At 53.0% G+C, this 13,553-nt stretch carries 15 protein-coding genes; 3 read left to right on the forward strand and 12 right to left on the reverse strand.

The annotated features are described in order from the left end of the window. Positions 1-75: 75 nt before the first annotated feature. Positions 76-1,104: an NAD(P)-dependent alcohol dehydrogenase gene (locus HVZ39_RS10155; protein WP_014229973.1), complete on the reverse strand. Its 1,029-nt coding sequence runs from the start codon at positions 1,102-1,104 to the stop codon at positions 76-78. Positions 1,105-1,206: 102 nt separating this feature from the next. On the opposite strand from HVZ39_RS10155, the gene HVZ39_RS10160 reads away from it, so the two are divergent. The 3 genes from HVZ39_RS10160 (at position 1,207) to HVZ39_RS10170 (ending at position 3,628) form a co-directional block, all read left to right on the forward strand. After that, the gene (locus tag HVZ39_RS10160) at positions 1,207-2,130 is read left to right on the forward strand and encodes a LysR family transcriptional regulator (protein ID WP_014229972.1); all 924 of its coding nucleotides are present in this window, start codon (positions 1,207-1,209) and stop codon (positions 2,128-2,130) included. A gap of 367 nt (positions 2,131-2,497) precedes the next feature. After that, positions 2,498-3,445 (forward strand): zincin-like metallopeptidase domain-containing protein, encoded by a 948-nt coding sequence (locus HVZ39_RS10165; protein WP_100280149.1) that lies wholly within the window; start codon positions 2,498-2,500, stop codon positions 3,443-3,445. 36 nt (positions 3,446-3,481) lie between these two features. Then, on the forward strand, positions 3,482-3,628 hold the full coding sequence (locus HVZ39_RS10170) for a hypothetical protein (protein ID WP_175295288.1): 147 nt from the start codon (positions 3,482-3,484) through the stop codon (positions 3,626-3,628). An 8-nt stretch (positions 3,629-3,636) separates the two neighbouring features. On the opposite strand, the gene mobC is transcribed toward HVZ39_RS10170, so the two are convergent. From mobC to HVZ39_RS10225, 11 genes are all read right to left on the reverse strand, one after another. Next, on the reverse strand, positions 3,637-4,383 hold the full coding sequence (gene mobC, locus HVZ39_RS10175) for a MobC family replication-relaxation protein (RefSeq protein WP_014229969.1): 747 nt from the start codon (positions 4,381-4,383) through the stop codon (positions 3,637-3,639). 9 nt (positions 4,384-4,392) lie between these two features. Continuing rightward, positions 4,393-6,252 carry a type IV secretion system DNA-binding domain-containing protein gene (locus HVZ39_RS10180; protein WP_014229968.1) on the reverse strand — a complete coding sequence of 620 codons (1,860 nt, stop codon included), beginning with the start codon at positions 6,250-6,252 and terminating at the stop codon, positions 4,393-4,395. 698 nt (positions 6,253-6,950) lie between these two features. After that, positions 6,951-7,253 carry a TrbM/KikA/MpfK family conjugal transfer protein gene (locus HVZ39_RS10185; protein ID WP_100280148.1) on the reverse strand — a complete coding sequence of 101 codons (303 nt, stop codon included), beginning with the start codon at positions 7,251-7,253 and terminating at the stop codon, positions 6,951-6,953. Positions 7,254-7,313: 60 nt separating this feature from the next. Further along, on the reverse strand, positions 7,314-8,333 hold the full coding sequence (virB11, locus tag HVZ39_RS10190; protein ID WP_045418681.1) for a P-type DNA transfer ATPase VirB11: 1,020 nt from the start codon (positions 8,331-8,333) through the stop codon (positions 7,314-7,316). Next, positions 8,323-9,639 (reverse strand): VirB10/TraB/TrbI family type IV secretion system protein, encoded by a 1,317-nt coding sequence (virB10, locus tag HVZ39_RS10195; RefSeq protein ID WP_100280147.1) that lies wholly within the window; start codon positions 9,637-9,639, stop codon positions 8,323-8,325. The genes virB11 and virB10 overlap by 11 nt, the downstream gene beginning before the upstream one ends. Further along, positions 9,636-10,523, reverse strand: a complete 888-nt coding sequence (gene virB9 / locus HVZ39_RS10200) for a P-type conjugative transfer protein VirB9 (RefSeq protein ID WP_045418685.1) — start codon at positions 10,521-10,523, stop codon at positions 9,636-9,638. Before virB9 ends, virB10 begins: the two co-directional genes overlap by 4 nt. Then, positions 10,523-11,206 (reverse strand): type IV secretion system protein, encoded by a 684-nt coding sequence (locus HVZ39_RS10205; RefSeq protein ID WP_045418688.1) that lies wholly within the window; start codon positions 11,204-11,206, stop codon positions 10,523-10,525. Before HVZ39_RS10205 ends, virB9 begins: the two co-directional genes overlap by 1 nt. Next, a complete protein-coding gene (locus HVZ39_RS10210; RefSeq protein ID WP_032936799.1) occupies positions 11,199-11,339 on the reverse strand; it encodes a hypothetical protein in 141 nt (46 codons plus the stop codon). The genes HVZ39_RS10205 and HVZ39_RS10210 overlap by 8 nt, the downstream gene beginning before the upstream one ends. A gap of 89 nt (positions 11,340-11,428) precedes the next feature. After that, the gene (locus HVZ39_RS10215) at positions 11,429-12,463 is read right to left on the reverse strand and encodes a type IV secretion system protein (protein ID WP_045418694.1); all 1,035 of its coding nucleotides are present in this window, start codon (positions 12,461-12,463) and stop codon (positions 11,429-11,431) included. A gap of 71 nt (positions 12,464-12,534) precedes the next feature. Continuing rightward, positions 12,535-12,810, reverse strand: a complete 276-nt coding sequence (locus HVZ39_RS10220; RefSeq protein ID WP_045418696.1) for an EexN family lipoprotein — start codon at positions 12,808-12,810, stop codon at positions 12,535-12,537. Between the two features lie 11 nt (positions 12,811-12,821). Then, positions 12,822-13,550, reverse strand: a complete 729-nt coding sequence (locus tag HVZ39_RS10225) for a type IV secretion system protein (protein WP_100280146.1) — start codon at positions 13,548-13,550, stop codon at positions 12,822-12,824. Between the last annotated feature and the right edge of the window lie 3 nt (positions 13,551-13,553).

Here is a 13,553-nt window from a genome sequence, read left to right on the forward strand (position 1 = left end):
TAAGAAAATGAGGAGGACAATGTCCCCCTGCATGCCATACGTGATAGTAGACTTTTTCTGTTTACGCCCCAAATGCTAACCGATTCGGATGACGATTTTCCCGAATGGTCCTTCTTCCAGATGTGTGAAGGCTGCCTGCGCGTCAGCGAAATTGTATATTTTATCAATCACGGGTTTAATCTGATGGCGGTCAACAGTCTGACATAAATCTTCAAGAGCCCGACGGTGGCCCACGGTAATCCCCTGAATAACTGCTCTTTTAAGCATCAGGGGGAAGGCAGGAAGAATCATCTCATTGCCTTTAAGGAAACCAATCTGAGCAATCCTGCCTCCCGGCGCAAGGGCATCCGCAGACTGGCGCAAATTATCCCCGCCGATAAGCTCCAGAATATGGTCAAATCCACATCCCCCGGTTAGTTCAGCAACCCGCAATGACCATTCCGGTGTCAGACTGGTGTTGATTAAACCTGATGCCCCAAGCGCCTTTGCACGCTGTAGCTTTTCTTCACTCCGGGAGAGAACGGTCACTTCCGCGCCCAGAGCCCGCGCCAGCTGGAGCCCTGCCAGTGCCACACCGCCGGTTCCCTGGACCAGCACCCGCTGCCCCTTTCTGAGATTTCCTGTTTCCACCAGCGCGAACCAGGCTGTCAGGGCCGCAACCGGCAGAGTGGAAACCTCCTCGTCACTCAGCGAGTCAGGAGAGGCGACAGCCACATCTTCGTGGAGTATGACATATTCAGCCAGCATTCCGGGCAGCGGACCGCCCAGTGAGCGGCCATGATGGACCATATCTTCCGGCGCATCGCCATCCAGCCACTGCGTCCAGAAATTTCCAGTGACCCGGTTTCCTGTAGTGAAACGGGACACACCCGGCCCCGTTGCGACAATAACACCCGCCATATCCGAAACGGGCGTGAAAGGCATTTCCGGGAGGTCAGGCAGCAGTTTCCCCTCCAGCACCAGTTTATCTCTGTAGTTAAGGGAGACCGCAGAGACTTTAACCAGCAACTCGTTATGTCCTGGTTCCGGCAAAGGTACTTCTGCCAGGTGGAGGTTTTCAGTGCCGAAAGACGACAACTGCCAGCGTTTCATCATTTGAGCCATAGTGATTTCTCCTGTAAGTCGGAAAAATCATCTTATTGACAACAATACGGCGTGTATCGCGATATAAAGGAAATACATTTCCTCCCTGATGGAGACAATTGAATGGCATTTATCCTGCATTCTCAGTTACTCAGCATGGCCGCTTTTGTGCATACCGTGGAGACAGGCAGCTTTACAGCCGCCGCCGTCCGGATGGGCGTATCAAAATCGGCTACCGGCAAACATGTCGCCCGCCTTGAACAACGGCTCGGTGTTAAACTGCTGAACCGTACCACCCGAAGCATCAACCTGACCGAAGAGGGAGAACTGTATTACCGGAGCTGCCTCAACGTTTTGGATGAGCTTGATGAAGCAGAATCTCTTCTGGCGTCCCGCAAAAAGGTGGTTTCAGGTACGCTGCGCATCAGCCTCCCCGTATCATATGGCAGGATTTGCGTCATGCCTGTCCTTGCAACGCTGTGTACTGAGTATCCGGAGCTCAGACTGGATATCACTTTCACCGATCGCCGGGTAGATCTTATCGAGGAAAATATCGATCTTGCTGTACGGCTCGGTGATACAGGAAACTCTGCCAGTCTTTCCGGGCGAAAAATCGCCACTCAGCGTTCTGTCATTTGCGCTTCTCCTGCATACATTAGTCGTCACGGCCTGCCTGGCAGCGCAGAAGAACTGCTTTTACATGCCTGCCTGGGCTTTTCCAGGGATGGCAGAGTATTACCCTGGAAAGTGCTGGATGAAAATGGCCGTCTAACCCTGATTGAACCCACTATTCGCCACATTGTCAGCCACGGTGAAGCTCTGCGGGATGCGGCTGTCAGTGGTATGGGGATTGCCTTCCTGTCAACATGGCTGGCCGGAGACGAAATCGCTAAAGGGCAACTGAGGATTATACCTGTTACGACCCCCGAGTATGATGCCCCGGTTACGGCGCTGTGGCCTGTTTCAAGAAATCTCTCACCCCGGATCCGGGCGGTGGTGGACAGACTGTACGCTGCCTTCAATGAGGAGACTGCCCGGACCCGGTAGTGATGAATGCCGGAACGAGACAATTTAAGAACAAACCGCCCCCGGTTAGCAGGATCGTCTCGCCCGGCAGAAAAGCATGCTAACACCTACATGAAGTTCCTGTCAGTGCCGGTCTCAGACTCAACACCACAAATCTACTTTTCACCACTGCGGAGTAAGGGGCGCTAGGCCCGGCTATGCAGGGGCAGTTTTTTCTCCTGTGCGCTTTTCGTTCCTCTATCGGCTTCCGGTTAATCGTTTCCCAACACAACCCGTCCCGCAAGGATAAATGGCACGCATGCTGCGTCCTTGCGTGCCGGAACGATGTCGGGAAAGCGAACCGTCAGGCGATACGAAGACGAAAATCACACACTGACGGAGAAAAACCATGACGATATCCCTGCATACCACCCGGACAAGCGCCCCTAACACCGCAGCGGCGACCAGCGTATCCCCGCTGGAGCAGTCAGGCTCCTCAAAAACGAAATTTTCTAAAACCAGAACCGACATTTATCAGACCGTTACTGAGAACATCATTGTAGCACTTGAAGCCGGTGTAAAACCGTGGTCCTGTCCGTGGAAGCGTGTATCCGGCATGTCTGGACTGCCATCTAATTACGCCACTGGCACGGCTTACAGCGGCATTAATATTATGCTGTTGTGGTGCAGCGCATCAAAACAGGGTTTTAGCGATTCACGCTGGATGACTTACAAACAGGCACAGGCTGCAAGTGGGCAGGTTCGCAAGGGGGAACATGGCACTACAGCCATTTTCTATACGACCCTCGAAAAGGAAAACGATGCCGGAGACGTTGAACATATCCCGATGCTGAAAACCTTTACCGTGTTTAACGTTCAGCAAATCGACGGTTTGCCTCTGACAACTGAAACGGGCAGTCCGGAAGCAACCTTTGGCCCGGTGCCGCAGGCTGAGAACCTGTTACGGAAGAGTGGCGCAAACATCATCGAGAAAGGACAAAACGCCTTTTTCAGCCCTTCAACTGATGAAGTCTGGCTACCGGAGCGCCATCTGTTTTCGGATGCTGCTAACTTCTACGCTACAGGCCTGCATGAGCTGGTTCACTGGAGTGGGGGCAAAAAACATCTGAACCGTAAAATGAAAGGGAAGTTTGGCTGTGCGGATTATGCAGAGGAAGAACTTGTCGCGGAACTGGGAAGTGCCTTTCTGATGGCGGATTTGGGAATTGAGGGAGAGGTACAACATGAAAGCTATATTGCTTCCTGGCTGAAAGCGCTGAAAAACGACAAGCGCTATATTTTCAAAGCGGCCAGCGCAGCCTCTAAAGCACATCGTTACCTGATGGATAAACTCTGAGACCGGGATTAGGCAACCGCAATGGAATGCGGTTACATGAGTTTTAACGGGCAACGCTGCAAGGCGCTGACTGAGGCGGAACGCAGCACAGCGAGTACCGAACAGTCTGCGCCTCGCAGTGGAATAAAAATCGTCCGCCTGGCGGTAAGCCGCCAGGCCGATGAGGCCATCACGATGGCCTGAGTAAAAGCTTACGTATAGCTGCCTAATGACAGGTGTTTCAGTTCATCAAAGGTATAAATGCGAAACACCCGACGGTGGCGTTCTTCAAGTGGGACGTGCTGATGGTTGATGATGACATGCCTGATGCTGTCAAACAGCAGTTCAAGCGCACGCTTCTTATGTAGATCGGGCACAACATAAAAAACGTAAATCCACTGCTTGCAGGTACGGGCCAGTAAGTGGCTGGCAATTATCGACTGGTAGCGGGCTCGGGTTTTCAGTCTGCGCTCGGTTTCAATGGCAATAACGTTACCGTCGGGCAGCGTCAGTAACCCGTCCGGGCGATGTTTTACCTGATACTGGCTGACAAAGGTGGCCCGGTCGCCGTTAATCCATCCCGAAGCGCCTTTTTTCTCCAGAATAATCCTGGCGGCCTGATTATCAAGGTGGTGCTCCAGCGTCCAGCCGGTGATTTTTGATGGTTCAAATCGAGCAGGAAAGATTTTATCATTCGGGGTTAGCACCATGGCCAGCCCGTCGCTGGTGATCCCCCATAATGAAATCTTCATTGTTCGTGATTCAAGCGCATGCTTCTGTATTAACCCCATTCGCTCTGTTTTTGCCAGCAGCGAATAAAGCGACTTATGATCCCGGAAACCAAATAGCAGCATCAGCGTTTTAAAATCGCTGTAGGTTTCTTCTTTCAGGAAGTTCAGCAGTTGTTTTATTTTTTCTCTGTTGCGTGTCTGGCGCTCTTTATATGTCGAAATCAGCATAAGCGCTCCTTAAAAATCCAGCGGGGACAGGTGTTCTTCCTCATCAGGTTGGGGCTTTGCCGGTTTGACTTCGTTTTCGTCGAAGAAAAGAGCCGGATGCGATGTCATCTCATCCAGCGCGGTTGGTTTATCATCGTCGCCAAAATCCAGTGCGATCTTCACAGGTGCCGCCGCTGCGGCAATATCAGGGGAAACAGAAAAGGTTTTTAACCGGCGCTTTTTGACCTTTATCGGTGAAATTAATGATGCAGAAGGTTGCGTTTTTGTCGTAAAGATAAAGCTGACAAAATCGGGGAGGTTCAGGATCATATTGCTGTCAATAAAGAAACGTTCGGCCTGGCGGATTGTGCGCTCACTGTCGATGGTTTCCGTCAGCATATTATCCGTCTTGGCCTTACGGAGTTCGTCATCCACCAGGATCGTGCCTGACATTCTCGCTACCCAGTCCGCTGTATCCGGGTCCATAACCCGGTAAACCAGTTTGAATTTGGCATTTTCAACGACCGCACCGACAACGGCGTCACCTTTCAAATCTGCCGGGCAGTCTTTTAAATCGGCGATGGACTGGTGGTCCATAATAATGTGTACGCCTTTATCCCGCGCCGCGCCTAAACCTTCCAGCGCTGGCCTGGATAAATGGTATTTCAGTTCGGAAAGATAAATAGCAATGGGGCGGGGGACGTCTGTTACTCGATCGCGCCTTTCTGCCAGCTGGTAAAGGCGAACCAGCAGCATGCGCTGGGCGGTAATAATTTTGCTGTTTCGCATGGACCCGATAACATAACAGCAGCCACCTTCATCAAATATTTTTTTGAGTGAAAAACCCTCCGGTGAATTAATGGCATTGAGTAAGGCCAGTTCCTCAATCTTACCGAAAAAGGCTTTGATTTTTTCGGCGATGCTCTGAACGTAGTCACCGTTATAAACATCACGGATTGTTGCAGATGTGTTATCACTGACAAATTGTGCGGCCATACGGGCGGCTTTTCGGTCATCAATGCGATAAAAGTCCGACTCCTGACCTTTCTCTGCCAGGCTGAAACCGGCAACAAAAAGCTCTTCCAGTTCATCGGCGGTGATCTCTTCAATGAGGTTTAACTGGTATTGGGTTTTACGCAGGTCAATCAGGGCAAAAGGTTTGCCTGCATCCTCGCAGGCTTTGCGGTAAAGGTGGGGTGCCCATTCATCATCCTTGGGGTCCATAACAAACACACCTTCACCGGCCAAAATACTTTGATAAAGCAATATCCCGGTGGCAACCCCTTTACCGGCTCCGGTGGTGCCGATAATATCCGCGTGCTGTTTCTGCCAGTCTTTTAACGGGAGATACATTGGTTCGTTCTCCCTGTCCATGCCGATAAATAGCCCTTTACTCAGGTCGATATAATGCAGCGGGTCATAATGCAGTGTTTCCGGCAAAAGGGATTTTACGGTGCGGACATCAGTACGTAATTCCCGTTCAAGGGTAGTCTTTTTAACAAGGCGTTTCTTTATCCTGTCCAGCTCCGGCGTTAATACCCGGCGAAGCATAATATGAAAAATAATCCCGGTTACAGTGAAAGCAATCCGTACTGACCACGCCAGTGCTGAATTATCACTGGTGAGTCTGATGTTATACAGCCACTGAAAGGATCCGATAACTATCGGAGCCAGTGTACCGGAGAGAAAACACAGCAGGGAAAAAGCAATAATCAGCTTTTTCCAGAGTGGAGCTTTCTGCCGTTCATCGCTTTTCATTGATACAAAAAACGGCATCGTCAGCCCCGCTAATAACGCCAGCATCAGTTGTTGCTGTTGCACAAAAGCGAGCAGTGCCAGCATCCCGTTCACTATCGGCGACAGTGAAGCGGCAAGCTTATTTAAAATCATGATGCCTCCTTCGTCAGCGATTCGCCCCATGACATCGCCCCATCAGTTCGCCCCACGGTGTCGGGCGAAAACGTGGGGCGAGCGTATGGGGCAAAGAAGGTGGCCGCTGCGCGGCCATATGCAGGAAAGCATGCTTCCCTGCACGAAACGGTGTGCGCCAGTACATGCGGGCTGGACGCCCTTATTGCCTGTCGCATGGGGGTAATGTCGTGGCTGGACGCCGCGTCAAAACCCCCAGGGGCAAAGGCGGCACACCGTCGCCCGCTACGCGCGACCACCCCCTTTAAGACGGTCGCTTTCGCCTTTTTCTTCCCTTTGCTCGTTCCTCGCAGCGGGAATAAAAGGGAAGCTGACCTTTAAAGGGGGTGGTCGCGCCACGCTACCGGCTTCAGGCCGGAGACTTAGCCGCGACGGTGTGCGGGGCTATGCCCCCCAGATAAACCGCTGTCGTGGGCGACAGCTTTTCGCTCGCTGGGGCGGCGAAATTTATCCGGCTCCCCCCGGCCTGCAAAATCCGCGTGGGCGCGGCTGTTTGCAGGTGAGGCGCGGTGCCTGAATTATTTTCGCTCCTTAACCCGCGAAAATATTTCTGTCCGCTGCCTCATTTTTACGGCCCCTGTTTCTTCGCTCCTTAATCCGCGAAAAACAGAAGCCGTAAAAACCTGAAAACCGTCATGCTCTGTGCCGTCTCGCCAGTATTAATCACGAACGCGGCCATATTTACTGATGATTTGACCGATAGCCGCCGGGTCTGCCGAATCACATTCACTTAAAAATGATTGTCTGGCATTGGCCGTATGGTCAGGAAGAAAACCATGTTTATTCTTTTTTACGATATTAAAGAATACCCGTTCAGCGGATTGACATTCACTGCCACCGCCATTTCCGGTTGCTTTACCATACATACATAACACCACTTCGCAGGCATCAGCAGCCAGTACAGATGTTGAACATAACGCCATAACGCAGAGAAATAATACGGAGGATATTGCTTTTTTCATTTCAGTCACCGTTATGATTAATGAAAGATTACGTATTCTGGATAACGTTATTTGCCGGAGTTATTTTCTGAATGTCTCTTTCATGCTATTTAAATGAACTGGCTTAAAGTAAATATCACACATCCGGCGCACATCGCCGTGTATATCAATACTGATGATGACATCAATGCTTTTAAGTACCTTGCGTAACAGCACATCGAAAGGAATGTTCCGGCAGTCGGGGTTTTCATAGCAGCGGTCAATAATCCCTTCAATACATTCTTCCGGGCTGCCCGCATGCAGGGAGGTGATTAACCCCTCATGCCCGGAGCCGATAATTTTCAGCGCGTCCCACGCTTCCCGTCCACGAATTTCCGCCAGTAATATCCGGTCAGGGTTCATACGATAATTAGCACGGATCAGCCTGCCTGGCGTGACAATGGCGTTATCCCCGGCATCCGCCGGGTAAAAAAGATGAACATAATTGCCGTGGTGATAAAAACGGATTTCGGGATTATCCTCAATCGTTACCAGCCGGAGATGCAGCGGAATATAATGCAGTAGCGTTTTCATATAGGTGGTTTTACCTGTGCCGGTTTCACCCACAATAAAAATCGTTTTGCCGTATTCCACCGCCTTTTCCATAAAGCGGGGAATATCCCCGCTGTGATATAACCGGACCAGTGCATTATCCTGGCTTTCCGTTTTTTCCTGACCGGCCACGCGCTGATAAAATCCAGCATCAATCCATGACTGATGTGCTTTCTGCTCAAACGAGGGTTTGCGCAGCGTAATGGACACCGTATTACGTTCACAGGCCGGGGGAATAATCGCCTGAATACGTTCGCCGGACCCTAATGTTGCAGAAAGGATGGGTGATGTATCGTCAATATTATCGTCATGCCAGGACGCCAGCGCTCTGGCAAAGGCATGACACTGACGCAACGTGATGGGGGAGGCCTGTTTTTGCCATTTTCCCCGAATTTTTGTATGCAGCTCACCCGGTCGGTTAACAGCAATTTCTGTCAGGCCATCCTGAGCAAGAAAATCACCAAACAGCCGGCTTTTCATAAAATCCAGTGACAGGTTTTCAGCGCTCATACCATTTCTTTTTCAGCCTTAGTTTATAAACAGAGGAAAAATCAATATCCGTGCCGGTCATGATGCCGATCACATCGCCCTGGTTCAGGTACATCGTGGGCGGGATACTGATGCTGTTTTCCAGCGTCGTTTTCGCCATTTCCGCCGTGGCGGCGCGGGTGTTTTCGGTATAGTCGGTATTGCGGTCTTTACCCGGCGCGGCATCTGATGCCGCTGCCGCCACGTCCTGCACGGTACTCAGCATCAGGGCGTTGCCGAAACGCTCCCAGAAATGGCTGTCGATCCAGCCTGCGATCCCCGCCTCACCGAGCGGGCCGGTGGTCTGCGTATCGGTGAGCGGGATTTGCAGGCTGCCGGGCTCCGGCGTGCGCAGCTCCGTCCACAGCACAAACATCCGGCTGCGCCCGTGTTGCAGTGCCCCGGTACGGTAGACGCCACGGGCGACTGTTCCGGTCGGGATCAGCTTCACATGATTACTGGCGCTCCAGACATCCTCCCCAATCAGGCAGGATATATGGCCACCGACATCGGACACGAAGCGCCGCATCATCGAACACGGAATATAGCGGTCTACCGGGATATAGAGATCGGGATCAAGGCCCAGCCGTCTGACACCGGTGACACGGGCGACGCCCGGATAGTCGCTGTCAGGCTTATCCGACGCGGTTTCCGGTGCGGCGGGATCCGGGCAGCGCAGGCGGCCATCCGCCCCTCTGATCAGTACCGACTGACAGGATGTGTACGCCGTGGAGGCTGGCGGGCTGTCCGACGTTCCCGCGCTGTTGCGCGGTTCGCTACGGGACGTGTGGGCATTGCCGCCAGCCGTTGTACTGCCGCTGTTCTGCCCGCCTGCCAGCGCTGCCGCCTTGTTCAGGGCGGGCGGTTCCGCTGGCAGGGCTGGTCCAGTAGTGACGGTCTGACTGGCCGGGTCTGCGCTTTGCTGTTTGCGCTGCCCGAACAGGCCAAACGGGTTACTGTCCATACCCAGATTTTTACGCTCCTGCCGCACCGCGCCGATGGAGGGCGGCGGTGCTGTGTCAGTTTCCTTCTCATCGCCCCTTTTCAGGGCGCTGAGAAAACGATCGCCACCGGATGCCAGCGCGATGACCAGGACCAGACTCAGCAGGCTGACGATCAGCGTGCGGCGACCGGAAGCCTTACGGAAACGGGTCACTTCCGGCTGGCCGGGCGGCGTTTTCTGCTCCGGCTCCTGATATGCCATTGCCGCGCGGGCGCGTTCACGGGCTTCCGCTTCCCGTTCTGCGGTGGTTTTTTCCGGTTCATCCGGGAAATGTTTGTCGGTCATTTTTCCTCCAGCATAACGGAGGGTGAAACGGTGTCACTGTTGGTCAGCGGGATGCGCCCGAATCCGTCGTTTTCGATCCCCACCACCGAGCTCCCGTAGCGCAGAACCAGTTGCGGCGATGCCGGAACCGCCATAATGGTGTAGTTGCCCCGTTTAACCGTTCCGGGCGTGACTGCCTGCTCCTGGCCGTTCACCACCCGGAAAACGGAAGGCAGGGTTTTCGTGGGGGAAAAACCGATATATACAAAACGACCATCATCCCAGGTAAAGTCCGGGGCGATGGCGGCGGAACCGGCTGCCACCCGTTTTGTATAGCGCCAGTTGCGCGGCGTGGTGGCCTGCCAGAATGCCGCCGCTATCCGCTGCCGGTCCAGCGCTTCCTGCTGTTGTTGCTGGCGGGTGGCACTGGCGGCGGCTGACTTTTTCCGCAGTTCGTCGGGATAGCGGTAGCGGATAACAAAGGCCTGGGCGGGCGAGTCTTTATCCAGCACGTTCAGTTCCAGGCTGTAATCGCGCTTTGATGTCACCACGAACAGGTTGGTTTTCCAGTCTTTTGCCGTCGGCAGAAAGACCTGGCTGACGGTGTTGCCGCTGGCATCCGTGACCGGCTGGGCGATGGGATTCGGGCTGACACCCACCCGGTTATCGCTTTTCGTCACGGTCCAGCCTTTGGGAAAGCCCGCCTGCGCATCGATAACGGTTTCATTGTCATCAAACACCAGCATGGTGACGTAGCCGGGGCGGGTACTGACGACCGTGGCGTTCTGGCTGTTGTACGTGACGTTCTGCATCCGGCTGTCATACGCGCTGCCGCGTGGTGTCGCCGCGCTCCATGCCACGCATGACGCCAGTAAACCCGTGAAGAGCAGGGTATGTTTCAGCATCATTCCCCCCTCAGCTCTTTGTCGCGCTGGTAGCTGGTGACGATAAAGCCCAGCGGGTTTACTTCGCGCTGGCTGTCGGTCAGTTGCCGGTGCGGGACGTAGCGGTATGTGAGGCGGATATTCCATACATCCGTTTTCACGGAATTATCAGCAATACGGCGGATAGTGCGCTTGATACGCAGGGTTGCCAGATTATCCGGCCCGGTGGCAGGCGCATGCACATTGGATATAATGGCGATATCAACAACATATTCCGCCTTATTAAAAATCACGTCCGGTGCCTGGTCGCCGTTAAACCCGTCCAGATAGTCCCGGTTCACGCTGTCGCTGTTAAATAACTGCACGTCGTCATAATCACGCTGGAGGGAGAAATAATTATATCCCTCGCGGAGTCTGACATAGTGTGCTGCCAGTGAATGCGCCAGTGCCTTTTCAGACGAAATATCCCGCTCCTTCACGCGGGTCATATATTCATAGCGCCCGGTCTGTTTATCCACTGACCATAATTCAGTGTCGGTAGTTTTCAGCGGCAGCAGAATAATAATGGCCGCAACTGCCATTGCGGCCAGAATCAGTCCGGCAGCGGCCACCCGCCAGGCGGTTTTTCGGGAACGCTCTTCCTTTTCCAGCAGGATGGATTCAAAAGAGCGGGAGACATTAATAACGTTCTGAATATCAGACATGGTGAGTCAGCTCCTGAATGATGGCGGGGGAATTCACCGGCTCGGGTTCGCCGGATACCGGCGGAAGGTCGCCCTGATGCCGTGCGCAGCCGGTGAGCGCGCACAGCATCAGAAGGAAGATGCTGAATTTCATGGAAGCCCCTTATTGCAGGGATGCAGGAATGCCACACCGGTGGCGTAGGCCACGGCGTGACGGGGAAAGGAAATTAAGGGTCGGGAGGATTAACGATGACGCTGCTGGTTCAGGCGTTTCATGCTTTCGATGGCGGCGGCGCGTTTCTGCCAGGCGCTCACGGTTTTACCCGCGCCTGCGCCGGTGAGCCTGCCGGTCGCCGCAGCGACGACGGCCATGCCGCCTTTCGCAGCCAGGCGGGCACCGCCCTTTATCCCCGGCCCGGCGAGGTCGGCGGATTTATTCGCCAGTCCGCTCAGACCACTCATGGCTGCCCCCTGCAGCACCGCCTGTACGGCGGCCCCGCTGAGTGCGCTGGCGAGCTTCGCGGAGAACCAGACCACCACACCCGCCGCAATCCCGGCCAGCAGGCACTGCGCCGCCAGCGTCACCATGTTGCTGATATTGGATGTCCGGGTCGCTGCGTCAAGGATTTTATTCAGGTAATTGATGGCGATACGGATGGATAAGGCGGAAAACATGATCGTCAATATTGCCGCGAAAATCGTTTTCAGCCAGTTATCAAACATCGGCTTAAGAAAACCGTACAGCAGGCAGAAAATAAAGAGCGGCGCGGTGGTCGTCATTAACAGGATGGTAATTTCAGCGAGCAGGTTCACAAAGGTGGCCGCCAGTAACAGAATGATCGCGCCGCCCCATACCAGCACTTCGGCAAAGCCACCATTCAGTTTGACGTAAGTCGAGGTGTCCATACTGAACAGCGTCTGCCCCAGTGTCTGTGCCTTTTCCCAGACAGTATCGAGCAGCGCCCAGACGTTATCATCGCCGCTGACACCGTCTTTAAGTCCCTGGATAGCCGCTACTGCCATATCCAGCCAGCCATCCCGGTTTAACGCAAAGGTGGTGATCAGCAACATTCGCCCCACATCCCAGACGACATCTTCAACCGGGGTCCGGAGTTTGCCAGCCAGTGTCTGATAGCCGCGATAGAGAATAAATAAGGTGAAAGAGCTGACAATGATGACGCTGATCATCGTACCGTAAGCGGAAGACTGACCTTCCAGTACGGCATTCAGTCCATCCATGATGTTTTTGTCCATACCAACAAAAATACCACCGGACATGGTGCCTCACCTGATATATAAAGAAAGGAAATAAAAAACAGGGAGAACTCCCTGTTTTGCTGGAGGAGATATTACCGGGTGACGGATTTTCTCTTTTCGGCTTCCTGCTGAAAGAGTGTCTCAAATTTTTCTTTTATTCCGGGCTTGCCAATTTGAGCGAACATAATGGCAGCCCGTTGAGCAAACTCGCAGTTATCGCTTGCCTCACCATCCTTCAGGCATTGCGTATAAACCGCATATGTTTCGTCTGGATGCTGCTTATACCAGGCTTCGGATTTGGTTTCCTTACAGCCGGACAGCACGATAACGCCTGTAAGTGCGCATAAGGTTAAAAAGGATCTGAGCACGGATAACCTCCTTATAAATTATTAAGGTCAGCAACAGGTGCCGTTAGCTGCTGCTGTTCAAAGGCTTTCTGTCTTTGCTGTTCCAGCAATGTCGTTCGCTGTTCAGCCTGTCTGACAGACATCTCCCACTGATTCGTCAGCGCATTTAACTGTACGCTTTTCGCCGCGATGGTGTTAGCCAGATCCTGAGACTCTTTCGAGTCCTGTGCATTCGATATACGATCGGATAAGTCTGATATATCGCTGAGTGTGCTGTTGATCCTGTTTTCAACGTCGGTGGTATTCTCAATCGCCATTGCCTGATTGAGGATTATCTGTTTGCAACTGTCGGCCAGAGCCTGAGATTTTATTCCTTCCTGTTCCGGGCTGCATACGCTGAACGATTTGTATTTACTGTAAAGGTTTTGCAGTTCAGCAGAATATGAACTGTTCTGCGTGGTCAGCAGTTCATCCAGTGAAATACCGCTCTTACGGAGATTATCAATATCGGTTTTCAGGCTTCTGGCATCGCTGAGAAAACCCTGAATATTCCGCACACCGGTTGCGGTAGCCAGTTGCTTTTTATACGCATCAAGTTCACTTTTATAATGGGTAACCGTATCCTCCCATTGCTGTAGTTTCTGCATCCACTGATTAATGGATTCGGTATTCTGCACGGCATCGAAAACCGGTATTCCGGCGCTGAATGCCTGCGTCGAGAAAAATAACAATAATGCCAGAAGATGATCCCGGGTACGCATTGA

It is taken from the genome of Citrobacter sp. RHB35-C21 (assembly GCF_013816515.1).
Taxonomy (GTDB): Bacteria; Pseudomonadota; Gammaproteobacteria; order Enterobacterales; family Enterobacteriaceae; genus Citrobacter; species Citrobacter braakii.

Excerpts from the sequence above, each read along its gene's own strand:
- HVZ39_RS10155 (WP_014229973.1), bottom strand. The coding sequence starts at position 1,104 with ATGGCTCAAATGATGAAACGCTGGCAGTTGTCGTCTTTCGGCACTGAA.
- HVZ39_RS10160 (WP_014229972.1), top strand. The coding sequence starts at position 1,207 with ATGGCATTTATCCTGCATTCTCAGTTACTCAGCATGGCCGCTTTTGTG.
- HVZ39_RS10165 (WP_100280149.1), top strand. The coding sequence starts at position 2,498 with ATGACGATATCCCTGCATACCACCCGGACAAGCGCCCCTAACACCGCA.
- HVZ39_RS10170 (WP_175295288.1), top strand. The coding sequence starts at position 3,482 with ATGAGTTTTAACGGGCAACGCTGCAAGGCGCTGACTGAGGCGGAACGC.
- mobC (WP_014229969.1), bottom strand. The coding sequence starts at position 4,383 with ATGCTGATTTCGACATATAAAGAGCGCCAGACACGCAACAGAGAAAAA.
- HVZ39_RS10180 (WP_014229968.1), bottom strand. The coding sequence starts at position 6,252 with ATGATTTTAAATAAGCTTGCCGCTTCACTGTCGCCGATAGTGAACGGG.
- HVZ39_RS10185 (WP_100280148.1), bottom strand. The coding sequence starts at position 7,253 with ATGAAAAAAGCAATATCCTCCGTATTATTTCTCTGCGTTATGGCGTTA.
- virB11 (WP_045418681.1), bottom strand. The coding sequence starts at position 8,333 with ATGAGCGCTGAAAACCTGTCACTGGATTTTATGAAAAGCCGGCTGTTT.
- virB10 (WP_100280147.1), bottom strand. The coding sequence starts at position 9,639 with ATGACCGACAAACATTTCCCGGATGAACCGGAAAAAACCACCGCAGAA.
- virB9 (WP_045418685.1), bottom strand. The coding sequence starts at position 10,523 with ATGCTGAAACATACCCTGCTCTTCACGGGTTTACTGGCGTCATGCGTG.
- HVZ39_RS10205 (WP_045418688.1), bottom strand. The coding sequence starts at position 11,206 with ATGTCTGATATTCAGAACGTTATTAATGTCTCCCGCTCTTTTGAATCC.
- HVZ39_RS10210 (WP_032936799.1), bottom strand. The coding sequence starts at position 11,339 with ATGAAATTCAGCATCTTCCTTCTGATGCTGTGCGCGCTCACCGGCTGC.
- HVZ39_RS10215 (WP_045418694.1), bottom strand. The coding sequence starts at position 12,463 with ATGTCCGGTGGTATTTTTGTTGGTATGGACAAAAACATCATGGATGGA.
- HVZ39_RS10225 (WP_100280146.1), bottom strand. The coding sequence starts at position 13,550 with ATGCGTACCCGGGATCATCTTCTGGCATTATTGTTATTTTTCTCGACG.